Source organism: Streptomyces sp. cg40, assembly GCF_050320165.1.
Classification (GTDB): Bacteria; Actinomycetota; Actinomycetes; order Streptomycetales; family Streptomycetaceae; genus Streptomyces; species Streptomyces hokutonensis.
The window spans coordinates 8,659,497-8,685,231 of the sequence record NZ_CP190128.1 but is presented as its reverse complement, the minus strand read 5'-3'; the positions used below and the strand labels follow the sequence as shown (position 1 = coordinate 8,685,231).

Below are 25,735 nucleotides of genomic sequence, written 5' to 3'. Positions count from 1 at the left end.
CCGGGACAGGGGCACAGCGCCGCACGGGCATCTGATATATCGCTGGTATGCGCTCTGAATACAACCCGGCCGAGCTCGAACCCTTCGCGGTTTATCGGCTGCTCACGTCGACCGTCGTTCCGCGCCCCATCGCCTGGGTTTCGACCGTCTCCGCCGACGGCGTCGACAATCTCGCCCCGCACTCCTTCTTCACGATCTCGTCGGTCACGCCGCCCATCGTCCAGTTCACCTCGGTCGGCCGTAAGGACTCACTCCGCAATGTCGAGGCCACCGGACAGTTCGTGGTCAACCTCGCTCCGGAGCCGCTCGTCGACGAGGTGAACAGGACCGCCACCGACTTCCCGCACGGTGTCAGCGAGTTCGACGCGGTGGGAGTGGCGCGCGAGACCAGCGCACGGGTGAAGGCGCCACGGGTCGCCCGCTCCCCCGTGGCGCTGGAATGCGAACTCCACAGCACCCTCCGGCTGGGCGACTCCACCGTGGTATTCGGACGGGTGGTCCATATCGCGGTCGACGAAACGGTTCTGGAGAACGGCCATCCGGACATCACTCGCCTACGGCCCCTGGCACGCCTCGGAAAAGACGAGTGGAGCACCATCGGCGAAGTTCTCGACCTGCGCCGAATTCGATACACCGACTGGCCGGCATCGAGTTAGGAGCCCGGATTCCCGCCGGACCCCGTGCACTACGCGACCCCGCGCACCGGTCGAGCCGGTCCCGCGGATCGCAGTACCCGGGCCAGTTGTTCGCCCATGTCGGGGTCGCTGCCCGCTTCGCGCCGTGCCGCGCAGATCCGCTCGCGGCAGGTCGTCACCAGGGGCACGTCCGGGATGGCGCGTGCCCGCGAGACATTGATCTCCTGGAACATCACAAGGCCGCCGGGACGGACCGACCTGGTCAGCGCTTTCACGACCGCCACGGGGTCCGCGAGATGCATCAGGATGAGCCGGCCCACCAACGCGTCGACAGGTTCCGCCAGTTCGACATCGGGCAGCACATGGTGCTCGAAGCCGACGTTCTCCATCGCCGCCGCGGCGGCATTGGCGCGCGCGGTCTCCAGTACCGCCGGATTCATGTCCACGCCCACAACACGCCCCCGCGGGCCGGCAATTCGGGCGGCGGCGAGAGACACTCCGCCCGTGCCGCAGCCGACGTCGAGGACGCGCATTCCCTCCCGCAGGCCGGCAGCCCGCAGAAGGTACTACGTGAACCCTCCGTACAGCGCGTCCTGGACATCAAGTCTGGCTGTCTCCGCGGAAGTTCTTCCCATCGCGTACGTGCTCAGCGGTCAGCGGGCCAAGTCGTAGGCGTACGAGGCCGTGAACGTGCCGGCCGCGCCCTTGCAGCCGTCCGACTCCCCCGGGAGTTTCACCCACAGATAGCCGTCGATCCGCGCCTCCCCCGTGTCGAGGGTCGGTGCCCGGCCGATCTTGCGGCCGGCCGGGTCGCACCACTGGCCGTCGGCCGGGGCGCCGTTGCCGTTGCGGCTGGTGTCGATGACGGCGCCGAGACCCGCGGGGCCGCCCAGGGCGTCGAGGACCTGGCGGTCGTAGGCGATCTCGGCCGAAGTGGTGTGGAAATTCGAGACGTTGCTGAAGATCCCGTCGGAGGACTCGGCGGAGGCAGCGCCCGCCTGCTTGAGGAGGGCCGCCTGCTGCCCGGCCGGGTTCCAGTCGGAGTGGCCGGCGTCGTAGTACACGCGGGCCTGTGGGTCGGCGGCCTTCAGGACGCGGCCCGCGCGGGCCAACGCCTCGAAACGGTCGGCGCGTTGGGCGTCGGAGAGGCAGTCGGCCTGGGCTATGGAGTCGGGTTCGAGTATCACGACGACCTCCCGGGAGCCGAGGCCCGCCGCGAAGTTGTCGATCCAGCCGTCGTACGCGGCGAAGTCGTCCGCCCCGCCCTCGGAGGCCCCGCCGCAGTCGCGGTCCGGGATCGCGTACGGGACGACGACCGGCACCCTGCCCTGCGCGGCGGCGCCCGAAGTGACCGCGCGGACGCGGGAGGTGATGGTCGACGGTGTGAAGTCGGCGAACCACACCGCCGCCGGCTGGTCCGCGATCCGGGACTCGATGACCTCGGTACGGGGGTCGTCGGGGTGGTCGCGGACCCAGTCGAGGACCTGGGACTCGGGGTGGCGGTAGAGGCGCGGGGAGACAGGAGCGGTCCGTCGCGGCTTCCGCGTGGTGCCGGTCGTGGCGGTCCTCTTCGGGCGGGCGGACGAACTCGCCTTCGCGGACGGGGAGTTCGACACCGAGGGGGTGTCGGGCAGCGGCACCAGCAGCGTCGCCCCCGTCGCGTCGGGCCGCGCCGAGTCCGCACCGCTGCCGTCGTCCAGCGCTCTGATCATCCCGGTCACCGTGCCGACCGCGACCACGACCGACGCGGCCACGACCAGCACGCTCCGCCGGGCGGACCGCCCGCGCCGCCGGCCACGCGTACCCGACACGCTGCCGCCCCCTCCCGTGCGTCGCACCCGTTCCCCCGTTCTGGGGAAGTGTCGGACCCGCCGGCACCTCGGCCAGCCTAGGACTGGGACGCTGCCCCCATGGGGCAATTGGCACACTTCACCACACCCGTGGACAAGGTCGTCTCCCGGCTGCGCGCGCTCGACGAGGAACTGCCCGCCCGGGACGGGGTCGCGGTGTTCAACCGCGTCTACCTCGCCGTCACGGAGGCGGTCGACCGGAGCGTCGATGCCGGGCGGTTCAGGGACCCACGGGCCGCGATCACGCTGGACGTACGGTTCGCGGAACGCTATCTGGCGGCCGTCGACGCGGTCGCCAACGGGCGCCGCGCGCCCGCCTGTTGGCGCCCGCTGTTCCAGCTGCGCAGGCATCCGGGCGTACGACCGCTGCAGTTCGCGTTGTCGGGCATCAACGCGCACATCGGCCACGACCTCGCGCTCGCCGTGGTGGACGCCTGTCGTACGCTCGGCTGCGAACCGGCCGATCTGGAGGACGAGTTCGACCGCGTGGGCGATCTCCTCGTGGCGCTGGAGGAGCGCATCCGCGAAGAGCTGATGCCGGGCCCCGACCTGTTCCAGATCGCCGATCCGCTCACCCATCTGCTCGGCTCCTGGAGCCTGGAGCGCGCCCGGGACGCCACCTGGACGGCGGCGCGGGCCCTGTGGGCGCTGCGCGGACTGCCCGACGTCGCCGAGGAGTTCACCGAACGGCTGGACGCGGCGGTGGGGCTCGCGGGCCGCATGATGCTCACCCCGCTGCCCGGCTGAGGTGGCCTGATCCGACCGCCGCGCGAGCCGCTTCGGAATCTCCTGGTGACCGCCCTGCGTTGACGGCACGCACCCGACCGCAAAGGAGCACCGGTATGACTCGGCTCGGCCTCAGCCTTCCCCAGATGCGGCAGTACAGCATCGGCGCGGACGTTCCCGACGTTGCCCGCACGGCCGAACAGATCGGCTACGACAGCCTGTGGGTCTTCGAGCGGGCCCTCTTCCCGGAGCCCGCCACCCAGGGGCTGTACGGCGTCCCGGGTCTGCCCTGGCCCGACACGTACCGGAACGTGGCCGAGCCGCTGGTCACGCTGACCCTCGCGGCGGCGGCCACCGAGCGGGCGCGACTGGGCAGCAGCGTGCTGGTGGCACCGCTGCACACGCCCTTCCAACTGGCCAGGTCCCTGGCCTCGTTGGACGCGGCGAGCGGCGGCCGGGTGATCGCGGGCCTGGGCACCGGCTGGTCGCTCGACGAGTACGCGGCCTCCGGTATCCGGCCGTTCGAGGACCGCGGCACGGTACTCGACGAGTTGATCGAGGTGTGCCGTGCGGTCTGGGGGCCCGACCCGGTCAAGTACGACGGGCAGCTGACGAAGATAGCCTCCGCCGTGGTCGGGCCGAAGCCCGCCCGACCGATCCCCATCATGCTGGCCGCGTCCAACAAGAAGGCCCGGCGGCGGCTGGTCGACCATGCCGACGGCTGGCTTCCGGTGGGTATGGGCGCCGAACAACTGGCCGCCCAGTGGCGGGAGTTGCAGGACCTGGCGGCCGAACGCGGGCGCACCGAACCGATCCAGGTGGTCGTGCGGGTCAACACCGTGTACACGGCCAAGCCGTATGACGGACCCGACCGCCAGCCCTTCCAGGGCAGCGCCGACCAGATCGTCGAGGACCTGGTGGCCCACGCGGCGGTCGGCCTGGAGGAGATCCTGATCGACCTCCAGACCACCCCGCGGGACGCCCAGGAACTCAAGGACGTCGCCGCCGAGGTGTACGCGAAGGCGCGGGCGGCCGGGGTCTGAACTCCCTTCAGTCCTCAGGCAGTTCGACCGGCGCGATCGTGTCGTAGACGTCCCCGGGCCCCGGGTTGGTCGGGTCGGTCGCGCCGCCGAGCTGGTGCATGACGCCCCAGACGGCGTTCAGCGCGGTCTGGACGGCGCCCTCGGCCCAGCCGGCCGTCCAGGAGATGTCGTCGCCGGCGAGGAAGACGCCCCGCTTGTCCTCGGGCAGCCGGTCCTGCATGAAGTGGGTGAACAGGCGCCGCTGGTAGCGGTAGTGGCCGGGCAGGTTGGCCTTGAACGCGCCCATGAAGTAGGGCTCGTTCTCCCAGGAGACGGTCACCGGGTTGCCGATGACGTGCTTCCTGATGTCGACCTTCGGGTAGATCTCGCCGAGCGACTTCAGCATGACCTCCATCCGCTCGTTGGCGGACAGCGGCAGCCACTTGAGGCTGTCGTCGCACCAGGTGTACGAGAGGCAGATGACGGCCGGCTTGTCCGGGCCGTCGTCGAGGAGGTAAGTGCCGCGCGTCATACGGTCGGTGAGGGTCATCGACATGACGTCCCTCCCCGTCACCTCGTCCTTGTCGAGCCAGAACGGCCGGTCGACCGGGACGAAGAGCTTGGAGCTCTCCATGTAGTGGGTGCGCTCGATCGCCGTCCAGTGGTCGATCGGGAAGAGCGAGTCGTCGCAGGCGATCTTGGAGAGCAGCATCCAGGACTGGGCGGTGAAGATCGCCGCCTGGTACGTGCGGATGTCGCCGTTCGCGTCCGTCACGGTGATCCGGTTGCCGGCCGTGCGGTGCAGCCGGGTGACGGCCGGGCGGGGTTCGCCGTTCACGTGCAGGGACGCGAGCGAGGTGCCGTAGGGCCAGTGGACGATCTTCTGCGGCTCGCGTCCCCAGAGCCTGAGCGGGAGTTGCTGGGAGCCGCCGACGAGGCCGCGGTGGTGGTCGTCGGCCTCGGTGTAGACGACGCGCAGGATCTCGAGGATCGAGTTGGGGAAGTCGGTGTCCCAGCCGCCGGTGCCGAAGCCGACCTGGCCGAAGATCTCGCGGTGCCGGAAGGACCTGAAGGACTCGGAGTCGCAGAGGAAGCCGTAGAAGGTCTGGTTGTCGAGCTTCTCGACGAGCTTCGACCAGATCTCGCGGATGCGCGGGACGTCGCGTTCGCGCATGGCGCGGTTCATGTCGGAGAAGTCGGCGCCCTCTTCGAGGCAGGCGTTCCAGGCGTGCATGACGTCGCGGTAGACCTGCGGGAGGTCGTCGACCGTCGTGGCGTAGTGGGACTCGCCCTTGAGGTCGACGACGGTCGAAGGGGTCGCCTCCGCAAGGGGGTTGGGGAACGGGCGGGTCTCGAGTCCCACCAGGTCGATGTAGTGCTGGAGGGCGGTGGAGGAGGGCGGGAAGCGCATCGCGCCCATCTCGGCGGTGAGTTCCTCGGTGCCGGGCCCCTCGAAACCGACCGTGCGCAGCCGGCCGCCGATCTGGTCGGCCTCGTAGACGACGGGCTTGAGGCCCATCTTCATCAGTTCGTAGGCGGCGACGATGCCGGACAACCCGCCCCCGATGACCGCGACTTCGGTGCCGTGCTCGGTCGCGGGTATCTGGCCGAGGCCCGCCGGGTGGGCGAGGAAGTCGTCGTAGGCGTAGGGGAAGTCCGGCCCGAACATGGTGATCGGCGGCTGCCGCTCGTCGGCGTGCTGGACGGCGTTGGGCACCGTGGACGTCATGGGGTACGGACTCCTAGCGGAACAAGAACAAGGTCAAGTGCGGGAAGGGCAGGGGGGGATTCAGGCCAGGGACCCGTAGAGGCCGGGGCGGCGGTCCGTCAGATACGGGTTCGCGGCACGGGACTCGGCGAGGAACGCGGGGTCCACGTCGCCGAGGAGCAGTTCCTCGCCGCGGCCCGCCTTGGTGCGGGCGACTCCGTCCGGACCGGCGAGCGTGGAGAGGCCGAAGAAGTCGAACTCCCCTTCCTGGCCGATGCGGTTGATGTACGCCACGTACATCTGGTTCTCCCAGGCCCGCACCGGGACCACGGACTCGGCGACCAGCTGGAACGGGACCATGTTCGCCGTCGGGACGAGCAGCAGGTCGGTGCCGGCGAGGGCGTGGGCGCGGACCGGCTCCGGGAACTCCACGTCGTAACAGATCATCAGGCCGATGGTCAGGCCGTTCAACTTGGCCTGGACGACGGGCTGTTCGCCGGGGGTGAAGTGGGCGCGCTCGAAGTCGCCGAAGAGGTGGGTCTTGCGGTAGTTCGCGAGGCGGTCGCCGTCGGCGGAGATCAGCTGGGCGGAGTTGTGGACGGCGTCGCCGTCGCGCTCCGGGTAGCCGTAGGCGATGGCGAGCCCGTGCCGGCCGGCGATCTCGGCGACCGTGTCGGCCCAGTCGCCGTCGGCGGGTTCGGCGAGGTGGCCGATGTCGTCGCCGATCGCGTATCCGGTGAGGAACATCTCCGGCGCGGCGAGCAGCACGGCACCGCCGGCCGCGGCCCGGCCGGCGGCCTCGTCGAGGACCTTGAGGTTCTCGACGACGGAGCCGGGGCGGCCGGAGCTCTGGAGCAGGGCGGTGCGCATGCGGGTTCCTCACCGGTACGAAAAGGTTGAAGAGGTTGAAGAGGCACCTTTCGGGGGCCACCTAGACGGTACGGCCGAGGGGCTGGGCCGGACAAGAAGGAGCCGTTGCGCGCCGGTGAGCGTTTTGTTGCGTGCGGGTGCGGTGGGGCGGCGATTCGTTGCGTGCCTGGTGAGGGACTGTCCTTCCCGTGCGGCACACCGGCTGTCAGACCCCGGGCGTAGGTTTCCGCCCATGAATCCCGAACTGATCAACCGGCTCGAACCGTTCCGCGCTGAGGCGCTGCGGCGCTGGATACCGCTCCAGGACGTCGAGGGGTGGATCGCCGCCGCCCGTCCCTGCGCGACCCTCGTCACCCGTGGGGACGGACCGGTCGTCGGCAGGTTCGGCGGGCCGCTGCTGCTGCCCGCCGACGTCCCCGACCCCTGGTTCCCGTTACTCGCCACCCTCGACTGCGCGGCCCTGCCGGAGGAGGTGACGGGCCTTCCGCTGCCCGCCGACGGCCGCCTGCTGCTCTTCGGCTTTCCCGACCTGCCGAGCTACAGCGCACCGGCCGGAGAGGTCGTGTACATCCCCGAGGGAACACCCGTCGAGGAGCGCACCACGAAGAACGACGGCTACGACGACTCCGTCTACGAGCAGTTCCCGCAGGAGGAGCTGCGGCTGGCGCCCGATGTCTCCATGGCGTCCCACTTCCTGGTCCGGTCCGAGGAGCGCGGCGGGGAGGCCGTCACGCTCCCCGGCCATCCCCGTGCCTGGGAGCTGGCCGAGACATGGGAGCAGACCTACGGCGACATCGTCGTCGACGGACCGCTGCACATCGGCGGGTACGCCTCCCACGAGTGCACGGAGGCGGACCCCGTCATGGACGCCGCCGACGAGGCGAAGGACGCGCGACGGTTCCGGGGCGACACCACGGAGCTGCCCGCGCCCGAGGAGTGGGTGCTGCTCGCCCAGTGGGACATCGGTCTCGACGGCCGGGAGGGCTCCACCCTGCACTGGGTGATACCGCGGCAGGATCTGGCCGACCGCCGCTTCGACCGCGCGCACGTGTCGTTCTTCTGGAATCCCTGACAGGGCCTACGAGTTGGGCACGGCGAAGACCGTGAGGACGGCCGCGTGGTCCGAGGGCCAGCAGTTGGCGGCGACGTCGGGCCAGGGGCTGGGCGTGCCGGTGACGAAGGTGCGGGAGTCGAGCACGGTCAGGCCCCGGTGCAGGACGTAGTCGATGCGGTCCTGGGGTTCGGGGCGCCCGCTGCCGTCCTCGTGCAGGGGGTGGACCGGCGACCAGGTGTGGCCGGGGTCGGCGGCCGGGTCCGGGTGGGCCTCCCGGTAGCTGTCGCGCAGGCCCGCGTCCGCCGCCGCCTTGGTGACCGGCCACTCGACGTCCGGCCAGTCCAGGTGCGAGGGGCTGTTGAAGTCGCCGACCAGGACGACCGGTACGGCGTCCTCGGCCGCGTCCGCGATCCGGTCGAGGGTGTCCCGCATCTGGGCGAGCCGTACGTCCTCGTGGGCGATCAGCTCGGCGGCCGGGAGTCCGTCGAAGGCGGATTCGTAGGGGCCGTAGGGCGTGTAGTCGAGGTGGCAGGTCCACAGGTCGATCTGACGGCCCTCGGCTACGGCGATCCGGACCCCGGCGGCTCCGTAGAAGCCGACGTCCGGGTCGCCGAAGCGGGCGGTGATCGGGTGGCGGCTGATCACGCCGAGGTTCTCGCCGGCGCGGTGGTGGTGCCAGCCGAGCGCATCGGCCAGTTCCCCGGCCGCGGTGCCGCCGGTCTCCTGGAGGCCGACCACGTCCGCGCCGGTCTCCGCGATGACCTTGAGCTGCTTGGTGCGGTGGTCGTCGACCTTGCTGCCGCCGAGCCAGAGGTTCCAGGTCAACACGCGTAGTTCGCGGGCCGTGCCCGGTGTCACCATCGCGCGCAGGTCTGCCGGGGTGATGCCGGCCAGGCTCGCCCGTACCGTCCGGCCGGGGGCCGAGTCGATCGGGGCCAGCGACGGTACGGCGAGGACCGCGCAGCCGGCCGCCTCGGCGGAGCTGACGCCGGTCTGGGTGTCCTCGACGGCCACACAGGCCGCCGGGTCGACGCCGAGGGCGCGGCAGGCGGCGAGGTAGGGATCGGGGGCGGGCTTGGTGGGCCCGGTGTCGTCGGCGGTGACGGAGACCGCGAAGCGGCTCGCGCCGAGGGCGTCCAGGACGGTGTCGGCGACCGCGCGGGGGGACGCGGTGACCAGGGCCGTGGGGACGCCGTCGCGGGCGAGGGCGTCGAGGAGGTCGAGCGCGCCGGGGCGGGGCACGATGCCGGTGCGGACGCGGGCGGCGAACTCCCGGTGCAGTTCGGCCGCGAGGTCCGTCGCCGACGCGCCCGTGGTGGTGGCGAGCCAGTCGGCGGTGTGCTCGACCGGGCGGCCGAGCACCTCCGACTGGTCCGCGTCGGTGAGGGTTCTGCCCGCGACCTGCTCCACCGCCTCACACCACAGCCGCTCGGTGTCGACGAGCGTTCCGTCCATGTCAAACAGGACGGCCTGGAGCGGGAGTTGGGTGTGGGGGGTCACGTTTCTCTCTTTCGGTACGGGTACTACGGGGCAACTATGGCCCTACGGGTTGATGCGTTCCGCCACGAGTACCGGCCGTTCCGGCAGTGACACCGTGACGGCGACTCCGGCGCCCAGCGCGGTGGCCTCGTGCGTGGGCAGGTCGGCCTTGACCTCGGTTCCGTCGCCGAGCCGAACGCTGACGCGAACGACCGCGCCGAGGAAGGCGGTACCGACGACACGCGCGTCTCCGGCATCGTCGGCGTTCACGTGGATCGCCTCGGGCCGTACGAGCACGTCGACTTCGGGTCCTGCCGGTGCCTCGCCGTCGACCGGCAGCCGCTGGCCGAGCACCTCCACAGTGCCGTCCGTGAGGCGCCCCGGAAGCCGGCTCATCGTGCCGACGAACTCGGCGACGAACGCGGTCGTGGGCCGGCCGTACAACTCGGCCGGGGCGGCGCACTGTTCGAGCTTTCCGGCACGCATCACGGCGACCCGGTCCGCGATGGACAGGGCCTCTTCCTGGTCGTGCGTCACGAAGAGGGTGGTGATGCCGAGTTCCTGCTGGAGGCGGCGGATCTCCTCGCGCAGGGACAGCCGCACCTTGGCGTCGAGCGCCGACAGCGGCTCGTCCAGGAGCAGCACGCGCGGGCGCAGGGCGAGCGCGCGGGCCAGCGCGATGCGCTGCTGCTGGCCGCCGGAGAGCTGGTGCGGGAAGCGCTCGCCCTTGTCGCCGAGCCCGACAAGATCGAGCAACTCGCCCGCGCGGGACCGTCGTTCGGCCGTGCGCACCTTGCGCATACGCAGTCCGAAGGCGACGTTGTCGAGTGCGTTGAGATGCGGGAAGAGGCTGTACGACTGGAAGACCATCCCGGCGTCGCGGCGGTGCGCGGGCACGTCGGTGACGTCCTTGCCGTCGACCAACACCGCGCCGGAGGTGGGGTGTTCGAAGCCGGCGAGCATGCGCAGGGCGGTGGTCTTGCCGCAGCCGGAGGGGCCGAGCAGGGCCAGGAACTCGCCGGGGCGGACGGTCAGGTCGAGTCCGTCGAGGGCGATCGTCGGACCGAACTCCCGGCGCAGGGACTGGAATTCGACGGTGGCGGCGTTCTCCGTCGACGTCTTCTCAAGCGTGGTGGCGGTCATGGTTCATCCCCGGGACTTGGCGGTTTTGTCGCGCCCGCCGACACCGGCGAGCGTGAGGAGGAGTGCCCAGGTGACGACCAGGCTGAGCACGGAGACGGCGACGGAGAGCTGGGCGTTGGACCCGCCGACGCTGTAGATCCACACGGCGAAGGGCTGGAAGCCCAGCAGCTGGGCCACGGTGAACTCGCCGAGCACCAGCGCCAGCGTGAGGAAGGACGCGTTGAGCAACGCCCCGCGCAGGTTGGGCAGTACGGCCCGCACGAGGGCCTGCGGCCAGCCCGCGCCGCAGCTGCGGGCGGCCTCGACGAGCGTCTTCACGTCGATCGCGCGCAGCCCCGAGTCCAGTGCCCGGTACACGAACGGCAGCGCCATCACGACGTAGGCGAGGACGAGGACGAAGGGGAAGCTCGGGTTCTGGATGGCGACGAAGGTCTCGAACAGCGGGGTGCGGGACAGGTAGTCCGGGCCCCACTTCAGGACCGTGGCGATACCGGCGACGAACGCGATCGGCGGGACCACCAGCGGCAGCGAGCAGATCACCTCGACCACCGGGCGCAGCCGGGGCGCGCCGAGCCGTAGCGCGACCATGGCCGGGACCATCAGGAGCAGGACGACGGCGATGGTGGCGGCGGCGAGTTCCAGCGAGAGGACCAGGCTGGAGGTGAAGCCGTCGGCGGAGACGATCTGGGTGTAGGCGTCGAAGGTGACGCCCTCCCCCGGCACGTCGACCGTGAAGATCACCGACGCGGCGAGCGGCACCAGGAAGTACAGGGCGGCGAGGCCGAGGACGACCCACCGCCAGATGTTCAGGCGTCCAGCCATCGCGCGCTCCGTCGTTGCAGGGGCAGGTACACGGCCATGACCAGGCCCGCGACCAGGACCATGTCGAGGCTGAGGGCGAGGGCCACGTTCTCCTGGCCGACCAGGACGTTGCCGGAGATGGCGTCGGCGATCTGGAGGGTGACCAGCGGGATCGAACTGCCCACCATGGCGGCGGCGGTGGCGTACGCGGCGAAGGCGCTACCGAAGAGGAGGACGAATCCGCCGAGCAGCGAGGGCAGCAGCACCGGCAGGGCCACGTGCCGCCAGTACTGCACGCCGGTGGCGCCGTTGTTCGCGGCGGCCTCGCGCCACTGGGTGCGCAAGCCCTCCAGGGCGGGGGTGATGGTGAGGACCATCAGCGGGATGAGGAAGTACAGGTAGACGAGGACGAGACCCGAGAAGCTGTAGAGGTCCCAGCCCTTGTCCTTGAGGCCCAGATGGGTGGTCAGCACACCGGCGTTGCCGAGGGTGGCGACGAACGCGAAGGCGAGGGGGACACCGCCGAAGTTGGCGAGGACGCCGGACGCGGTGAGGACGGCCTCGCGCAGCGCGCGGAAGCGGGAGGTGACGACGACCTGCGCGAGCGGGAGACCGAGCAGGGTGCCGAGGGCGGCCGAGAGGGCGGACAGCTTGACGCTGCCGACCAGTGCGGTGAAGTAGGCGCCCTGGAGCGAGTCGGTCAGGTTGGCGGTGCTGTACGAAGTGGCGCCAGTCGTCTGGTTCTTGACGGTGAAGGCGCCGTTGAGCATCGCGATGGCGGGCACCCCGAAGGCGACCGCGACGAACACGAGCAGCGGGAGAACGGCGATCCAGCCGGGGACGCGGCGCCGCCGCTTCACAGAAGCGGCGGCGCCGACGTCGGCCCGCGTGAGCGTGGCCGTCATCCGGAGACGGCCTTCGCCCAGCCGGACGCGATGACGGTCTTGGCCTTGGCCTGCTGGGCCTCGGTCGGGAAGGACGGCGTGCCGCTGACCTGCGGGAGCTTGGCGGCGGCGGTCTTGTCGAGCGTGCCGGCCGACTCCATGGAGGTCATCAGGACCGGACGCGCGTACCCCTTGAGCCACAGGTTCTGGCCCTCGGCGCTGTACAGGTACTCCTGCCACAGGCGGGCGGCCGCCGGGTGTGGGGCGTCCTTGTTGATGGCCTGCGAGTAGTACTGCGCGTACTGGCCGTCGGTCGGGATGGAGACCTTCCAGTCGACGCCCTTGGACTTGAACTCGTCGGCGTAACCGGCGTTGAGGTAGTCCCAGTCGATGGAGATGGGCGTCTCGCCCTTCTCGACGGTGGCCGGGGTGGACTCGACGGGCGTGTAGTTGCCGTTCTTCTTCAGCTTGGCGAAGAAGTCCAGGCCGGGCTGGATGTCGTCGAAGGAGCCCTTGTTGGCGAGCGCCGCCGCGTAGACGCCGCCGAAGGCCGAACCCGACTTGGTGGGGTTGCCGTTGAGGGCGACCTGGCCCTTGTACTGCGGCTTGAGCAGGTCCGCGAAGGTGGTCGGACAGGTCTTGACGCGCTTGGCGTCGCAGCCGATGGAGATGTAGCCGCCGTAGTCGTTGAACCACTGCCCCTTCGGGTCCTTCTGGCCCTCGGGGATCTGGTCGAAGGAGGCGACCTTGTACGGCGCGAGCAGCCCCTGCTGGGCGGCGCTGAGCGCGAAGGAGGAACCGAGGTCGAGGACGTCGGGCGCGCGGTCCTGGCCCTTGCGGGAGGTCACGGCGTTGATCTCGTCCTGGCTGGAGCCGTCCGGGTTCTCGTCCGTGATCTTGATGCCGTACTTCTTCTTGAAGCCGTCGATGATGGCGCCGTAGTTGGCCCAGTCACGGGGCACCGCGATGATGTGCAGCGTGCCCTCCTTCTTGGCGGCCTTCACCAGGGCGTCCATCCCGCCGAAGTCGGCGGCGGAGGTGGCGGTGGCGGCGTTCTTGCCGTCGGCGGTGGACGACGAGTTGTCGGGGGCGGCACCGCAGGCGCTGAGGGCCAGCGCGGCGACAACGGCGAGGGAACCACCCAGGACGGCGTTTCTCGGCGGGGACACGGTCACGGTCTCTCCAGGGGTGCGCACGAGGGTTGAGCAGAGCGGAGAACTTGTCTGAACAAGTTGGCCTCAGTACGCCCGGCAATGGTGTCTTGTTCGTAAACATTGGCGAAACCGTGACCCCTTCTTCTCTGCACACTCCTGGCCGACACGGATCGCCGAGGGAACTCGACTACGCTGCTCACGCTGTGCACAGTGGCCGACTCAGAGGGGAAGCATGACGGCGCGACACGAGGAGATCGCCGACGAGCTGCGGAAAGCCATCGACCGCGAGGAGTACACAGTCGGCAGCCGGCTGCCCGCGGAGACGGAGCTCGCGGCGCAGTACGGCGTCTCGCGCGGCACGGTCCGCCAGGCCGTCGCCGCCCTCACCGCCGAGGGGCTGATCGGCTCCCGCCAGGGGGCCCGCCGGATGGTGCTGGCCAGCCGCCGCAGCCAGAGCTTCGCCGAGCTGCGCAGCTTCGCCGAGTGGGCGCGCGCGATGGAGCGCGAGGCGACCGGGCACGTGGTCGAGCAGGAGTACCGCCCGGCCACGGCCGAGGACGCCGTACGCCTCCAACTTCCGGAGAAGACCCGGGTGTTGCACGTCCTGCGGGTGCGCGGCCTGGACGGCGAGCCGGTTCTCCTGGAGCGGACCGTGTACGCCGACTGGATCTCCCCGGCCGTCGAGGTGATCGAACCCGACTGCCCGTCAGTGACTCAACGCCTGTACGACGACACGGGGTTGGTCTTCGCCTACGGCGAGCACGTCATCGACGCGGTGGCGGCCGGCGCGCAGGACGCGGAGCTGCTGGGCATCCGCCGGACCAGCCCGCTGCTGCGGGTCCGCCGGGTCACCACCACCCGCGAGGGACGCCCCGTCGAGTGGTCCGACGACCGCTACCGCTCGGACGCGGTGAGCTTCAGCGTGCACAACTCGATAGGGAACAACGCGCTGGCCCGCAAGACGGCGGAGTAGTCCCCGGGGCCCGGAGGCTCAACCGGCCGCCACGCAGAACTCGTTGCCCTCCGGGTCGGCCATCACCACATGGTGTCCGTCGACCTCGGTGAGCACCCGGCCGCCCGCGTCCACCAGCCGTCCGGCCTCGGCTCTGATCGCGGCCCATCTCTCCTCCGGGCCGCCCCGCACCGGGACCCGGATGTCGAGATGGAGCCGGTTCTTGGCGGTCTTGGGCTCGGGGACCTTGAGGATGGACAGGCGCGGACCGACACCGTCGGGGTCGCACAGCCACGCACCGTCGTCCTCGCCCCCGTCGTCCTCCGGGTCGTAGTGCGCGATCCACTCGGCGCGCGTGGCGAAGGGAGCGGGCGGTGGCTCGTCGACGTAGCCGAGGGCCGTCTTCCAGAACGCGGCGAGGAGCGGGGCGTCGTCGCAGTCGAGGGTGAGATCGATTCGTGCTGCCATGCCCCCGACCGTACGACCCGGCACTGACAGTCGCCCCTACGTGGGCGAACCGGACGAGAAGCGGCGCAGCAGCGGGGACAGCACCAGCACGGACTTCGTCCGCTCCACGAACGGTTCCCCCGCGATGCGCTCCAGCACCCGCTCGAAGTGGCGCATGTCGGCGGCGAAGACCTGCACGACCGCGTCGGCGTCGCCGGTGACCGTGGACGCGGCGACCACCTCCTGGTAGCGCTCCAGGCCCCGTCGGATGGTGTCCGGGGAGGTGTTGTGCCGGCAGTAGATCTCGACGAACCCCTCGGTCTGCCAGCCGAGCGCCGCCGGGTCCACGCGCACGGTGAAGCCGGTGATGGCGCCGGTGGCCCGCAGCCGGTCCACGCGCCGCTTCACGGCGGGCGCGGAGAGGCCGACCAGGTGCCCGATGTCCGCGAAGGAGCGGCGGGCGTCCTCGGCGAGGGCGTGCACGATGCGTTCGTCGAGTTCGTTCAGCACGGGGGATCGATCACTTCTCGGGGTGGCGCGGGTGGTACGGGTGGTGGCGGTCGGGAGCGGCGACGGCCGTATACGAAGTAGAACATGAGCCCGACAGCGATGCCGAACGCCCGGTTCAGCCCTCGTCCGGGTCCCCCGCGAGAGCCCGCGCCTCGGCCAGGTCCGCCTCGTCGAACCCGATCCGCCCGGGCTGTCCGTGCACCTCCACCTGCCCGTCGATCCAGCGCATGTGCGCCTCCCACGCCGCCTGCTTGCTCATGCCGAGCGCGGCCCCGATCTGCGTCCAGGAGGCACCGGCCTCGCGGGCCGCGCGGACGGTGAGCTGACGGCCGTAGGAGGCCTTGCGGGCGACTACCTCGCTCAGGGCGAGCAGTTCCAGCGTCTCGGCCCTGTCGAGCGCCTCGGCGTCGCTGCCGAAGCCGGCGAGGGACTCGCGGGTACGGAGGTCGTCGAGCCGGGCGACGGCGGTGAGGAGGGTGTGCTCGGGTTCGATGCTCTGGGGTGTGGTCATGGCTTCAGCGTTGCGTCAAGGCTGCTTGACGTCAAGAGGGCCTGACGGCAGCTCCTTGGTGAGGAAGGTGCAGGGGTCCGCGCATTCACGGACCGCCCCGTCACGGTCCTCGTACGACCAGCGGTCCACGTAGTCGGTCAGGGGCCGGTAGCCGAGCCGCGCGTAGAGGGCGGCGGCCCGCGGGTTGTCGGCCGCGACCCCGAGACCGAGGACCGTACGGCCGCGCTCCCGGGCCAGTTCCTCGGCGCGCCGGATCAGCGCGCCGCCGATGCCCCGCGAGCGCAGTCGCGGGGGCCAGACGGCGAGGCCGTTGAGCTCCGGGCAGCCGGGCAGCGCCGCCCGCACCTCGGGCGCCGCGCAGCCGTCCCAGATCACCTCCGCGTGCCCGACGGGCCGGCCGTCGATCCAGGCGACGAGATAGCTGCCCCCGCCCGCCTGCTGCCGTGCGAACCGCCGGGCATGACTCGAGGCGGCCCCCGGCGAGCCGATGAACTCGTCGAGCGGCGCCACGTCGGCGGCCGTGCACAGGGCGATCTCCATACGTCCGACGGTAGCCGCCCGAGCACGCCGACGGCCCCCGAATATCCCGCGCGACGGGACAACAGGGGCCGTAGGGAAGGGAGTTGGTCAGCTCCAGCTGGCGTGCAGGGGCTTGCCCTCCGCGTAGCCGGCCGCGCTCTGGATGCCGACGACGGCACGCTCGGCGAACTCCTCCAGGGAGGCGGCCCCGGCGTAGGTGCAGGAGGAGCGGACGCCCGCGATGATCGAGTCGATCAGGTCCTCGACGCCCGGGCGGGCCGGGTCGAGGAACATGCGGGAGGTGGAGATGCCCTCCTCGAACAGCGCCTTGCGGGCGCGGTCGTAGGCCGACTCGTCGGACGTGCGGTTGCGGACCGCGCGCGCGGACGCCATGCCGAACGACTCCTTGTAGAGGCGCCCGTTGGCATCCTGCTGGAGATCGCCCGGGGACTCGTACGTGCCCGCGAACCACGAGCCGATCATCACGTTCGACGCACCGGCCGCGAGCGCCATGGCGACATCGCGCGGGTGGCGGACACCACCGTCCGCCCACACGTGCTTGCCGTACTTCTTCGCCTCGGCGGCGCACTCCTTGACGGCCGAGAACTGCGGCCGGCCGACGCCGGTCATCATGCGGGTGGTGCACATCGCGCCGGGGCCGACGCCGACCTTGATGATGTCGGCGCCCGCCTCGATCAGGTCCTTGACGCCCTCGGCGGCGACGATGTTGCCGGCCACGATCGGCACCTGCGGATCGAGGGCCCGCACCTGCCGGATCGCGCTGATCATCGACTCCTGGTGGCCGTGCGCCGTGTCGATGACGAGCGTGTCGACGCCCGCGTCCAGCAGCTGCTTGGCCTTCTGCACGAAGTCGCCGTTGATGCCGACGGCGGCGGCGATCCGCAGCTTGCCGTCCGCGTCCACGGCCGGCGAGTACAGCGTGGCGCGCAGGGCGCCCTTGCGGGTGAGGATGCCGGCGAGCCGGCCGTCCTTGTCGACGGCGGGCGCGTAGCGGCGGTTGGCGCCGTCCAGCCGGTTGAACGCCTCGCGCGGGTCGATGTCCGCGTCGAGCAGCAGCAGGTCCCGGGACATGACCTCGGCGAGCTGCGTGAAGCGGTCCACGCCGTTCAGGTCCGCGTCGGTGACGACACCGACCGGGCGCTGGTCCTCGTCCACGACGACACCGGCGTTGTGCGCGCGCTTGGGCAGCAGGGCCAGCGCGTCGGCGACGGTCTGGTGCGGGGCCAGCCGGATCGGGGTGTCCAGGACGAGGTGGCGGCTCTTCACCCAGGACACGACGTCGGTGACGACCTCGATCGGGATGTCCTGCGGGATGACCACGAGTCCGCCGCGCCGGGCCACGGTCTCGGCCATCCGCCGGCCCGCGATGGCCGTCATGTTGGCGACGACCAGCGGGATCGTCGTGCCCGTGCCGTCCGGGGAGCTGAGGTCCACCCCCTGCCGCGAGCCGACCGCGCTGCGGCTCGGCACCATGAAGACGTCGTCGTACGTCAGGTCGTACGGGGGCTGGATGTCATTGAGGAAACGCACGTGCTGCACATCCCAGTCGATCGAGGTGACCCCCGGACAGGTCAGCCAGGGGGAAGAGCACGTACTTCATTGTCCCATGTCGGGGCGAATGCCATGCCTCGGATCATCGTCCAGGCAGGTCACGGGGGTCTCTGGAGGAACGTCCAACGGAGACCTGCGGCATCCCGCCGGGACGAGGGATCAGTACAGGAACCGGTGCAGCGGAGCCGACTCGGTGAGCAGCATCGTGAGCCGGTGGGCGAGCCGCTGCCACGCCTCGTCCTGCCCGTAGCTGAGTCTCACGTCCTCCTCGCCGTCGGCCGCCTCGATCGCCGCGAAGAGGGTGGCCGTGTCGGCGTCGGGGGTGAGGTCCACCAGGGACAGCACCCGGGCCAGCGCGCCGACCAGGCCGACGGCGGTCTTCTCGGGGGTCAGGACGGTGCCGCGGACCGCGGCCACGACGCCCGAGGGGTCGGGCAGGTCCGGCGGCGCCACCAGGAGCCCGGACAGCTCGCGCAGCAGCGCGTACAGCAAGTCCGTGTCGCCGGTGGGCAGTTCGACGATGCGCAGGCCCTCGTGCTCCCAACGGCCGTTCGGCGTCCACACCTTGGGGCCGCGCGCCACCGCCTCGGCCAGCGTCTCCCGCACCCGCCGGAAGACCACGAGCCCGTCCGCGAAAAGCGCGTGCCCACCGGCTCCCCGCGCGGACTCGGCCAGCGGCGCCAGCAGGTGTTCCTCGACCCGGTCGCACTGCGCGTCGAGATCCGGATCCACGACCACGAGACGCACCGACGTGCGCTGCTCCTGTTGCTCCATACCGACCACTCTGCCAGCCGCCTCGGACAATCGGCCTAGCGCCCGGCTCCGCCCAGCGCGAGCACCACGGACAGGTTCGGCGTCCGGTCGACCGCGTCGCCGAAGACGTCGACCGCCGTCTCCCACTCCTCCGGCCGTGCCTTCGCGTACTCCCGCCAGTTCCGTACGACGACCAACAGGCCCTGCTCCACGGCCTCTTCGGGCCACACGGTGTGGTCGCCGAGGCTGTCGGCGAGGGCGTCCCAGTTTCGGCCGAACCAGTCGGGGAGCCGGAGGGCGCGAGCCGCGCCGTCCATCAGGCCGGCCTTGTCCGTGACCCCGTCGAGGTCGAGAGTGACCGCGAGCTGCGTCATCTCAGTACCGTCCTGAACGACTTGTAGTGATCATCGGTGTAGTAGATCTCGCCGCCCTGCCCGGTGACAATGCGCCGGGCCCCGCGATCGCGCGAGCCCGGCGTCCGGACGGTGTACTCGTGGTAGTAACCGCGCTTCTGCGCCGGCAGCAGCTTCTCGTAGTTCCCGAAGACGACCCCGTCCTTGGCGTACGGGAAGGGGCCGCCCCGGTCGATGAGGGTGATGGTCTGCCGTGCCTCGGCGGGGAGTTGGGAGACCTTGACGGTCCCCGTGCCGCCAGTGGTGGCCGTGGACGAACAACCGACCGGAAGCAGCACGGCCAGACAGACGAGAAAGACCCGGGAGACGAACCGCAGCAGCATGCGCCCGATGCTGCCACGGTCGTCCCTCTAAGAGTCGCTGTCAGGGCCCGTCAGATCCCGTCGGGGTCCGTCCGGGCGAGCGCCGACTTCGGTGTCGCCCCGGCCGTCATCAGGTAGTCCGCGGCAGCGGTGTCCGTCACCAGGCTGGTGACGAGCCCGGACCGCAGCACCGCGTCGATCGCCGCCGCCTTCCGCTGCCCGCCCGCGATCGCGACGACCTCGGGGATACGGCGCAGCTGGTCCGCCTTGACGGTGATGCACCGCTCGCCCAGGTCCCGGCCGACCCGGCGGCCCTCGGCGTCGAAGAGGTGCGCGGAGGTCTCGGCGGCGACACCGAGGGACGAGTAGTGCGCCCGCTCCTCGTCGCTGAGCATGTCGTACACCGTCGAGATGCCCGACTCCCAGGAGCCGATGGAGACACAGGCGACGGTGACCTTGTCGAAGTACTCGAAGGCCCGGGCGATCCCCGTCTGGTGGCGCAGCGCCTCCGCGGTGGCCGCGTCCGGGAGCAGCATCGGCGCGTAGATGGGGTGGGCGTCGCCGCCCGACACCTGCGCGGCGCGCCGTACCGCCTCGACCGAGCCGCGCTCGGCGGTCCCGGCGTCGTACACACCCGTCAGCTGGACCACCGTGCAGGGCGGCAGCCGGTCGAGGGCCGCGGCCATGTGGATGGTGGACCGGCCCCAGGCGAGGCCGAGCACATCGCCCTCGTTGACCAGTTCGCCGAGCAGGTCGGCCGCGACCTCCCCGAGGTTCTCGGGGTCGGGCGACTCGTCGCTGACCTCGGCCGGGGACTCGACCACGACGGCGTGCCTGAGGCCGTACCGTGCGCGCAGCGCGTCCGAGCGCTCCGCGTCCAGTTCGGCCGGTACTCGGATCTCGATGCGTACGAGATCCCGTTCGAGAGCGGTCTCCAGGACCCGGGCCACCTTGAAGCGGCTGACGCCGAACTCCTCCGCGATCTGGATCTTGGACTTGCCCTCAAGGTAGAAGCGGCGGGCCATGGCCGCCGCCTGCACCAGCTCTGCGGGTCCCATCCGCATGGCTGACCGGCCCGCCGACATACCCGACACGGCGATCTCCTCACTGCTGTTCACACTCTGGATTCGCCGTTCATCCTTGCAGATCCGGCGCTGTTGATCAGCCTTGATGGCCGCCGTTCACATACCTGCCGCTCAGTGGTCGCACGCCCAGGATGCCTTGCTCACGACCCCTTCGGCCTGTGTGCGCAATGCACGTACCGCCGCTGCCGGGTCGGATGCCCCGTAGACCGCCGAACCGGCGACGAACACATCGGCTCCGGCCTCCGCGCAGCGCTCGATCGTCGAGGCCGAAACTCCTCCGTCGACCTGGAGCCACAGCTCCAGCCCGTGCTTCCTGATCAGCTCACGGGTACGGCGGATCTTCGGCAGCATGATGTCGAGGAACGACTGGCCACCGAAGCCCGGCTCCACGGTCATGATCAGCAGCATGTCCAGCTCGGGCAGCAGGTCCTCGTACGGCTCGATGGGCGTCGCCGGCTTGAGTGCCATGGAGGCGCGGGCGCCCTTGGCCCGAATCTCGCGGGCGAGCCGCACCGGGGCCGCGGCCGCCTCGACGTGGAAGGTGACGGAGGAGGCACCCGCCTCGACGTACTGGGGGGCCCAGCGATCGGCGTCCTCGATCATCAGATGGCAGTCCAGCGGGGTGTCCGTCGCCCGGGCCAGCGACTCTACGACCGGCACACCGAGCGTGAGGTTCGGGACGAAGTGGTTGTCCATGACGTCGACGTGGAGCCAGTCGGCGCCCTCGACCGCCTTGGCCTCCTCGGCGAGGCGGGCGAAGTCGGCGGACAGGATGCTGGGGTTGATCTGCACGGCCATGCCCCAAGCCTGCCATGTCCCGCGGGGGTTAGCGGCATCGGCCGGTGGCGGACCGGGGCGGGTGCGGGGTGGGGACGAGGCAGGGTGCGGGGTACGGGGCCGCCGCGCCCACTGCGAGAATCCCTCTCTGAGCGAAGAGGGAGATGGCATGGGACAGCCGTTCGGCTCCTATCAGAACGAGATCTACTTCAACGGGCTCGGCGGCGTCCTGCCGTCCTACCCCATGGCTTTCGCGGAACTGGAGGAGCGGGCGAGCGCGGCACTCCCGCCCTCCGTCTGGTCCTACGTCGCGGGCGGCGCCGGCGACGAACGCACCCAGCGCGCCAACGTGACCGCCTTCGACCACTGGGGCCTCGTCCCCCGGATGTTCGTCGGCGCGGCCCAACGCGACCTGTCCGTCGACCTGTTCGGGCTGAAGCTGCCCTCCCCGGTCTTCATGGCACCGATCGGCGTCATCGGCCTGTGCGCCCAGGACGGACACGGCGACCTGGCGACCGCCCGGGCCGCGGCCCGCACCGGCGTGCCGATGGTCGCCTCCACGCTCGCGGTCGACCCGCTGGAGGAGGTGGCCGCCGAGTTCGGCGACACTCCAGGCCTCTTCCAGCTCTACACCCCCACCGACAAGGACCTCGCCGCGAGCCTCGTCCACCGCGCCGAACAGGCCGGCTACAAGGGCATCGTGGTCACCCTGGACACCTGGATCACCGGCTGGCGCCCCCGCGACCTCTCCACCGCCAACTTCCCCCAACTACGCGGCCATTGCCTGGCCAACTACACGAGCGACCCGGTCTTCAGGTCCCGCCTGACCCGCACCCCGGAGGAGGACCCCCAGTCCGCGGTCCTCCTCTGGACCCAGCTCTTCGGCAACCCCCTCACCTGGGACGACCTCCCCTGGCTGCGCTCCCTCACGGACCTCCCCCTGATCGTCAAGGGCATCTGCCACCCCGAGGACGTCCGCCGGGCCAAGGACGGCGGCGTCGACGCCGTCTACTGCTCCAACCACGGCGGCCGCCAGGCCAACGGCGGCCTCCCCGCCCTCGACTCGCTTCCCGCCGTCGTCGAGGCGGCGGACGGCCTCCCGGTCCTCTTCGACTCCGGCATCCGCTCAGGCGCCGACATCGTCAAGGCGATCGCCCTGGGCGCCACCGCAGTCGGCATCGGCCGCCCCTACGCCTACGGCCTCGCCCTCGGCGGCACGGACGGCATCGTCCACGTCCTCCGCTCCCTCCTGGCGGAGACCGACCTGATCATGGCGGTGGACGGGTATCCGACACTGGCGGATTTGACGGGGGAGGCGCTTCAGCGCGTTGTCTGACGCATGACATGACGCGACATGACATGCGTCAACTGGGTCTGGGGATGGGCGAGTTCAGGGATCGGTGGGTGGGTCGGGGCTGCGGATCGGCGCGTTCCGCAGCCTGCGCGGGAGCTGGTCCTGCGGATCGGCGCGTTCAGCGGTCCGCGCGAGGGTCGGTCCTACAGATGACGGGGCCTGCGCCCGCCCACCGGCCGGTCCTATGGATGAGCGCGTTCAGCGGCCCGCGCGCCAGCCGGCCCAGCGGATGGACGGACCGGTGACCGGTGACCGGTGAGTGAAGGTGAGCCGGTGCCGTGGATGAGCGCGCCTCGCGGCCCGCGCGGGAGCCGATCCGGCAGATCCACGCACCCCGCGACCGGTGTGTCACCCGGCGATACGGACGAACGCGTTCCGCGACTCGCGCGGCAGTCGGCCCCGCACATGAACGCACCGGTGGCCGGCGGATGAGCAGCCCTCCGGATCGGCGTGTTCCGCGACCCGCACGCAAGCCCGTCCAGCCGACGAACACGCCCCACGACCGGCGCGCGCCAACTGGTCCTGCGGATCAGCGCATTCGGCGGCCCGCGCGTGGCCCCGTCCTGCAGATGACGGCGCCTCGCGCCCCGCCCGTCAACCGGTCCTGCGGATCAGCGCCAGATACATCGCGTCGGTCCCGTGCAGATGCGGCCACAGCTGTACGTCGGGACCGTCGCCGAGGGCCGGGACGCCCGGCAGGAGCGGGCGGGCGTCGATCAGTTCGGTGTGCGGGAACTGCTTGAGGAGGTCGTCGACGACGGCGCGCGTCTCGGCGAGATGCGGGGAACAGGTCGCGTAGCCGACGACGCCGCCGACGCGGACGGATTCCAGGGCGGTGCGCAGGAGCCCGCGCTGGAGGGGCGCGAAGCCGTCGAGGTCCTCGGGGCGGCGGCGCCAGCGGGCCTCGGGGCGGCGGCGGAGCGCGCCCAGGCCGGTGCAGGGGACGTCCATCAGGACGCGGTCGAAGCTGTCGGGCCGCCACGGCGGCCGGGTCCCGTCGGCGGCGATGACCTGGTACGGGCCGGGGTTCCCGGCGAGCGCCTTCGCCACCAGGCCCGCGCGGTGCGGCTGCTTCTCGGAGGCGAGGAGCGTCGCCCCGCGCTCGGCGGCGACAGCGGCGAGCAGCGCGGCCTTGCCGCCGGGCCCCGCGCACCCGTCGAGCCAGGTCTTGTCCGGCCCGTCGAGCGGCGCGTTGGCCAGCGCGAGGGCGACCAGCTGACTGCCCTCGTCCTGCACCCCCGCCCGGCCCTCCTTCACGGCCGTCACGGCCCCGGGCTCGCCGCCCTCGCTGAGCCGCACGGCGTACGGCGACCAGCGCCCCGGCAGCGCGGCCTCCTCGCGCAGCAGCTCGTCGGTGGTGGACCGGCCGGGGCGGGCCACGAGGGTCACCTCGGGCCGCTCGTTGTCGGCCTCCAGCAGGTCCTCGATCCCGGCGCGCGGACCGCCGAGCGAGTCCCACAGCGCCGAGACGACCCAGCGCGGATGCGAGTGCACGATGGCGAGGTTGTCCTCGGGATCGTCGTCGTAGGGCGGCGCGACCCGCTCGACCCACGTGTCGAAGTCGTCCTGCGCGACCTTCCGCAGCACGGCGTTGACGAACTTGGCCCGCCCGTCGCCGAGGACGACCCGGGCGAGTTCGACGGAGGCGGACACGGCGGCATGGATCGGGATCCGCGTCCCGAGCAGCTGGTGCACCCCAAGGCTCAGTACGTCCAGCACCGGCGGGTCGACCTCGCGCAGCGGCCGGTCGACGCACGAGGCGATGATCGCGTCGTACGTCCCCTGCCTGCGCAGCGTCCCGTAGACCAACTCGGTGGCCAGCGCCGCGTCCCGCGCGTCGAAGTCGCCCTTGTCGCGCGCCTTCCGCAGCAGCGGCGGCAGCACGAGGTTGGCGTACGCGTCCCGCTCGTCGACGGCCCTCAGCGCCTCGAAGGCGAGGATGCGGACGGGGTCCTTCTGCGGCCGGCGGTAGGGCTTGCCGGGCTTACGGGGTCGCGGGGACTGCTCACTCACGAAAAAGGTGCTCCGGATTTCTGGCCGAGATGTGCGTCCAGCCTACGTCGCACCGGCCCGACCGCGCGCGGGACGTCACGCCCCGGGAGTTCAGAGGGTCCCGACCGTCTCCCCCGCCCCGATCCGCGCCCCGCGCGCCCAGTCCGCCGCCCGCATCGGCTTCTTGCCCTGCGCCTGCACCCACAGCAGCTCGACGGCGTACGACCCTGTGCCCACGTACACGTTGTTCTTGCCGACGGAGAGCTCACCGGGCGCGAGATCGGTCCGCTCCGGCACGGGCACGGCCTGCACGATCTTCAGCCGCTCGCCCCGGAACCCGGTCCAGGCGCCGGGCGCCGGGGTGCACCCGCGCACCACCCGGTCCACCCGCAGGCCGGGGGCCGTCCACTCCACCTGGGCGTCCTCGACGTTGATCTTCGGAGCGAGGGTGATGCCGTCGCCAGGCTGCGGTACGGCTTTCAACGTCCCGTCCTCGATCCCGTCCATGGTCGCCGCGAGCAGGCCCGAGCCGGCGAACGCGAGCCGGGTCAGCAGGTCGCCGCTGGTGTCGGTGGGGCGGATCTCCTCGGTCACGGTGCCGTAGACGGGCCCGGAGTCGAGTCCCTCCTCGATCAGGAAGGTGGACGCGCCGGTGATCTCGTCGCCGGACATGATGGAGTGCTGCACGGGGGCGGCGCCGCGCCAGGCGGGCAGCAGCGAGAAGTGCAGGTTGACCCACCCGTGGGCCGGGATGTCGAGGGCGACGCGGGGCAGCAGGGCGCCGTAAGCAACGACGGGACAGCAGTCGGGCGCGATCTCCCGCAGCCGCTCCAGGAACTCCGGGTCGCGCGGCTTGACGGGCTTCAGCACCTCGATGCCCGCCTCCTCGGCCCGCTCGGCGACGGGACTCGCCACCAGCCTGCGCCCACGCCCGGCCGGCGCGTCGGGCCGCGTGACGACGGCGGCCACCTCGTGCCGCCCGGAGGCGATCAGGGCGTCCAGTGCGGGAACGGCGACCTCGGGGGTACCGGCGAAGACGAGCTTCATGGGTGCGTTCGGGCCTCTCGGGCGGGAGTGTGCGGGCAGCGCACCAGTCTATGGCGCGCGGGCCCAGGGGCCCACGTCGGAGGACGCCCGGAGGACGCACGGACGCCCGCAGCGCACACCGGCCCACCGGGGGCGTACGCATATGCCCTTACGCCCCCGTTGCGTGACCAGCGGA

The 25,735-nt window shown here is 71.3% G+C and carries 27 protein-coding genes; 6 read left to right on the top strand and 21 right to left on the bottom strand.

Annotated elements, in window-relative coordinates; all coding sequences use genetic code 11:
• Nucleotides 1-47: 47 nt before the first annotated feature.
• Nucleotides 48-656, top strand: coding sequence for a flavin reductase family protein (locus ACQHII_RS39280; RefSeq protein ID WP_427923704.1), 609 nt, complete (start codon nt 48-50; stop codon nt 654-656).
• A gap of 29 nt (nt 657-685) precedes the next feature.
• On the opposite strand, the gene ACQHII_RS39275 is transcribed toward ACQHII_RS39280, so the two are convergent.
• Nucleotides 686-1,195 (bottom strand): class I SAM-dependent methyltransferase, encoded by a 510-nt coding sequence (locus ACQHII_RS39275; protein WP_427925509.1) that lies wholly within the window; start codon nt 1,193-1,195, stop codon nt 686-688.
• A 93-nt stretch (nt 1,196-1,288) separates the two neighbouring features.
• Entirely contained in the window at nt 1,289-2,398 is a 1,110-nt protein-coding gene (locus tag ACQHII_RS39270) for a glycoside hydrolase family 6 protein (protein WP_427925508.1), read from the bottom strand.
• A 147-nt stretch (nt 2,399-2,545) separates the two neighbouring features.
• Here ACQHII_RS39270 and ACQHII_RS39265 point away from each other — a divergent pair, with 147 nt between their 5' ends.
• Both ACQHII_RS39265 and ACQHII_RS39260 read left to right on the top strand, forming a co-directional pair.
• Entirely contained in the window at nt 2,546-3,232 is a 687-nt protein-coding gene (locus ACQHII_RS39265) for a DUF5995 family protein (protein WP_427923703.1), read from the top strand.
• 95 nt (nt 3,233-3,327) lie between these two features.
• Nucleotides 3,328-4,254 carry an LLM class F420-dependent oxidoreductase gene (locus ACQHII_RS39260; protein ID WP_427923702.1) on the top strand — a complete coding sequence of 309 codons (927 nt, stop codon included), beginning with the start codon at nt 3,328-3,330 and terminating at the stop codon, nt 4,252-4,254.
• 7 nt (nt 4,255-4,261) lie between these two features.
• Here the strand turns inward: ACQHII_RS39260 and ACQHII_RS39255 are convergent, their stop codons facing one another.
• Entirely contained in the window at nt 4,262-5,962 is a 1,701-nt protein-coding gene (locus tag ACQHII_RS39255) for a flavin monoamine oxidase family protein (RefSeq protein ID WP_427923701.1), read from the bottom strand.
• A 60-nt stretch (nt 5,963-6,022) separates the two neighbouring features.
• On the bottom strand, nt 6,023-6,811 hold the full coding sequence (locus tag ACQHII_RS39250; RefSeq protein WP_427923700.1) for a carbon-nitrogen hydrolase family protein: 789 nt from the start codon (nt 6,809-6,811) through the stop codon (nt 6,023-6,025).
• 232 nt (nt 6,812-7,043) lie between these two features.
• Between ACQHII_RS39250 and ACQHII_RS39245 the strand changes: the two genes are divergently transcribed.
• Nucleotides 7,044-7,883 carry a DUF1963 domain-containing protein gene (locus ACQHII_RS39245; RefSeq protein ID WP_427923699.1) on the top strand — a complete coding sequence of 280 codons (840 nt, stop codon included), beginning with the start codon at nt 7,044-7,046 and terminating at the stop codon, nt 7,881-7,883.
• Between the two features lie 6 nt (nt 7,884-7,889).
• Here the strand turns inward: ACQHII_RS39245 and ACQHII_RS39240 are convergent, their stop codons facing one another.
• From ACQHII_RS39240 to ACQHII_RS39220, 5 genes are read right to left on the bottom strand one after another with little or no spacing between them, the layout of a single operon-like run.
• Entirely contained in the window at nt 7,890-9,365 is a 1,476-nt protein-coding gene (locus ACQHII_RS39240) for an HAD-IA family hydrolase (protein ID WP_427923698.1), read from the bottom strand.
• A gap of 42 nt (nt 9,366-9,407) precedes the next feature.
• A complete protein-coding gene (locus ACQHII_RS39235) occupies nt 9,408-10,487 on the bottom strand; it encodes an ABC transporter ATP-binding protein (protein WP_427923697.1) in 1,080 nt (359 codons plus the stop codon).
• Between the two features lie 3 nt (nt 10,488-10,490).
• Nucleotides 10,491-11,309 carry an ABC transporter permease gene (locus ACQHII_RS39230; RefSeq protein ID WP_201054324.1) on the bottom strand — a complete coding sequence of 273 codons (819 nt, stop codon included), beginning with the start codon at nt 11,307-11,309 and terminating at the stop codon, nt 10,491-10,493.
• On the bottom strand, nt 11,294-12,193 hold the full coding sequence (locus tag ACQHII_RS39225) for an ABC transporter permease (protein ID WP_427923696.1): 900 nt from the start codon (nt 12,191-12,193) through the stop codon (nt 11,294-11,296). The genes ACQHII_RS39230 and ACQHII_RS39225 overlap by 16 nt, the downstream gene beginning before the upstream one ends.
• On the bottom strand, nt 12,190-13,347 hold the full coding sequence (locus ACQHII_RS39220) for an ABC transporter substrate-binding protein (protein WP_427923695.1): 1,158 nt from the start codon (nt 13,345-13,347) through the stop codon (nt 12,190-12,192). The genes ACQHII_RS39225 and ACQHII_RS39220 overlap by 4 nt, the downstream gene beginning before the upstream one ends.
• 211 nt (nt 13,348-13,558) lie before the next feature.
• Here ACQHII_RS39220 and ACQHII_RS39215 point away from each other — a divergent pair, with 211 nt between their 5' ends.
• Nucleotides 13,559-14,299 (top strand): GntR family transcriptional regulator, encoded by a 741-nt coding sequence (locus tag ACQHII_RS39215; RefSeq protein ID WP_427923694.1) that lies wholly within the window; start codon nt 13,559-13,561, stop codon nt 14,297-14,299.
• A gap of 18 nt (nt 14,300-14,317) precedes the next feature.
• On the opposite strand, the gene ACQHII_RS39210 is transcribed toward ACQHII_RS39215, so the two are convergent.
• From ACQHII_RS39210 to rpe, 10 genes are all read right to left on the bottom strand, one after another.
• Entirely contained in the window at nt 14,318-14,746 is a 429-nt protein-coding gene (locus ACQHII_RS39210) for a VOC family protein (protein ID WP_427923693.1), read from the bottom strand.
• Between the two features lie 36 nt (nt 14,747-14,782).
• Nucleotides 14,783-15,235 carry an Lrp/AsnC family transcriptional regulator gene (locus ACQHII_RS39205; RefSeq protein WP_262062324.1) on the bottom strand — a complete coding sequence of 151 codons (453 nt, stop codon included), beginning with the start codon at nt 15,233-15,235 and terminating at the stop codon, nt 14,783-14,785.
• Nucleotides 15,236-15,350: 115 nt separating this feature from the next.
• The gene (locus ACQHII_RS39200; protein WP_427923692.1) at nt 15,351-15,746 is read right to left on the bottom strand and encodes a hypothetical protein; all 396 of its coding nucleotides are present in this window, start codon (nt 15,744-15,746) and stop codon (nt 15,351-15,353) included.
• Between the two features lie 15 nt (nt 15,747-15,761).
• The gene (locus ACQHII_RS39195) at nt 15,762-16,286 is read right to left on the bottom strand and encodes a GNAT family N-acetyltransferase (protein ID WP_427923691.1); all 525 of its coding nucleotides are present in this window, start codon (nt 16,284-16,286) and stop codon (nt 15,762-15,764) included.
• Between the two features lie 87 nt (nt 16,287-16,373).
• Nucleotides 16,374-17,816, bottom strand: a complete 1,443-nt coding sequence (locus tag ACQHII_RS39190) for a GuaB1 family IMP dehydrogenase-related protein (protein WP_427923690.1) — start codon at nt 17,814-17,816, stop codon at nt 16,374-16,376.
• Between the two features lie 180 nt (nt 17,817-17,996).
• Nucleotides 17,997-18,611: a hypothetical protein gene (locus ACQHII_RS39185; protein WP_427923689.1), complete on the bottom strand. Its 615-nt coding sequence runs from the start codon at nt 18,609-18,611 to the stop codon at nt 17,997-17,999.
• 35 nt (nt 18,612-18,646) lie between these two features.
• Nucleotides 18,647-18,964 carry a barstar family protein gene (locus ACQHII_RS39180; protein ID WP_427923688.1) on the bottom strand — a complete coding sequence of 106 codons (318 nt, stop codon included), beginning with the start codon at nt 18,962-18,964 and terminating at the stop codon, nt 18,647-18,649.
• The gene (locus ACQHII_RS39175) at nt 18,961-19,326 is read right to left on the bottom strand and encodes a ribonuclease domain-containing protein (RefSeq protein WP_427923687.1); all 366 of its coding nucleotides are present in this window, start codon (nt 19,324-19,326) and stop codon (nt 18,961-18,963) included. The genes ACQHII_RS39180 and ACQHII_RS39175 overlap by 4 nt, the downstream gene beginning before the upstream one ends.
• Nucleotides 19,327-19,376: 50 nt before the next feature.
• Nucleotides 19,377-20,423, bottom strand: a complete 1,047-nt coding sequence (locus ACQHII_RS39170) for a sugar-binding transcriptional regulator (RefSeq protein WP_427923686.1) — start codon at nt 20,421-20,423, stop codon at nt 19,377-19,379.
• 78 nt (nt 20,424-20,501) lie between these two features.
• The gene (rpe, locus tag ACQHII_RS39165; protein ID WP_359614082.1) at nt 20,502-21,188 is read right to left on the bottom strand and encodes a ribulose-phosphate 3-epimerase; all 687 of its coding nucleotides are present in this window, start codon (nt 21,186-21,188) and stop codon (nt 20,502-20,504) included.
• Nucleotides 21,189-21,336: 148 nt separating this feature from the next.
• On the opposite strand from rpe, the gene ACQHII_RS39160 reads away from it, so the two are divergent.
• Nucleotides 21,337-22,503 (top strand): alpha-hydroxy-acid oxidizing protein, encoded by a 1,167-nt coding sequence (locus tag ACQHII_RS39160; protein WP_427923685.1) that lies wholly within the window; start codon nt 21,337-21,339, stop codon nt 22,501-22,503.
• A 612-nt stretch (nt 22,504-23,115) separates the two neighbouring features.
• Here the strand turns inward: ACQHII_RS39160 and ACQHII_RS39155 are convergent.
• Nucleotides 23,116-24,534: an RsmB/NOP family class I SAM-dependent RNA methyltransferase gene (locus ACQHII_RS39155; protein ID WP_427923684.1), complete on the bottom strand. Its 1,419-nt coding sequence runs from the start codon at nt 24,532-24,534 to the stop codon at nt 23,116-23,118.
• Nucleotides 24,535-24,624: 90 nt separating this feature from the next.
• Nucleotides 24,625-25,560 carry a methionyl-tRNA formyltransferase gene (fmt, locus tag ACQHII_RS39150; protein WP_427923683.1) on the bottom strand — a complete coding sequence of 312 codons (936 nt, stop codon included), beginning with the start codon at nt 25,558-25,560 and terminating at the stop codon, nt 24,625-24,627.
• Nucleotides 25,561-25,735 lie beyond the last annotated feature (175 nt).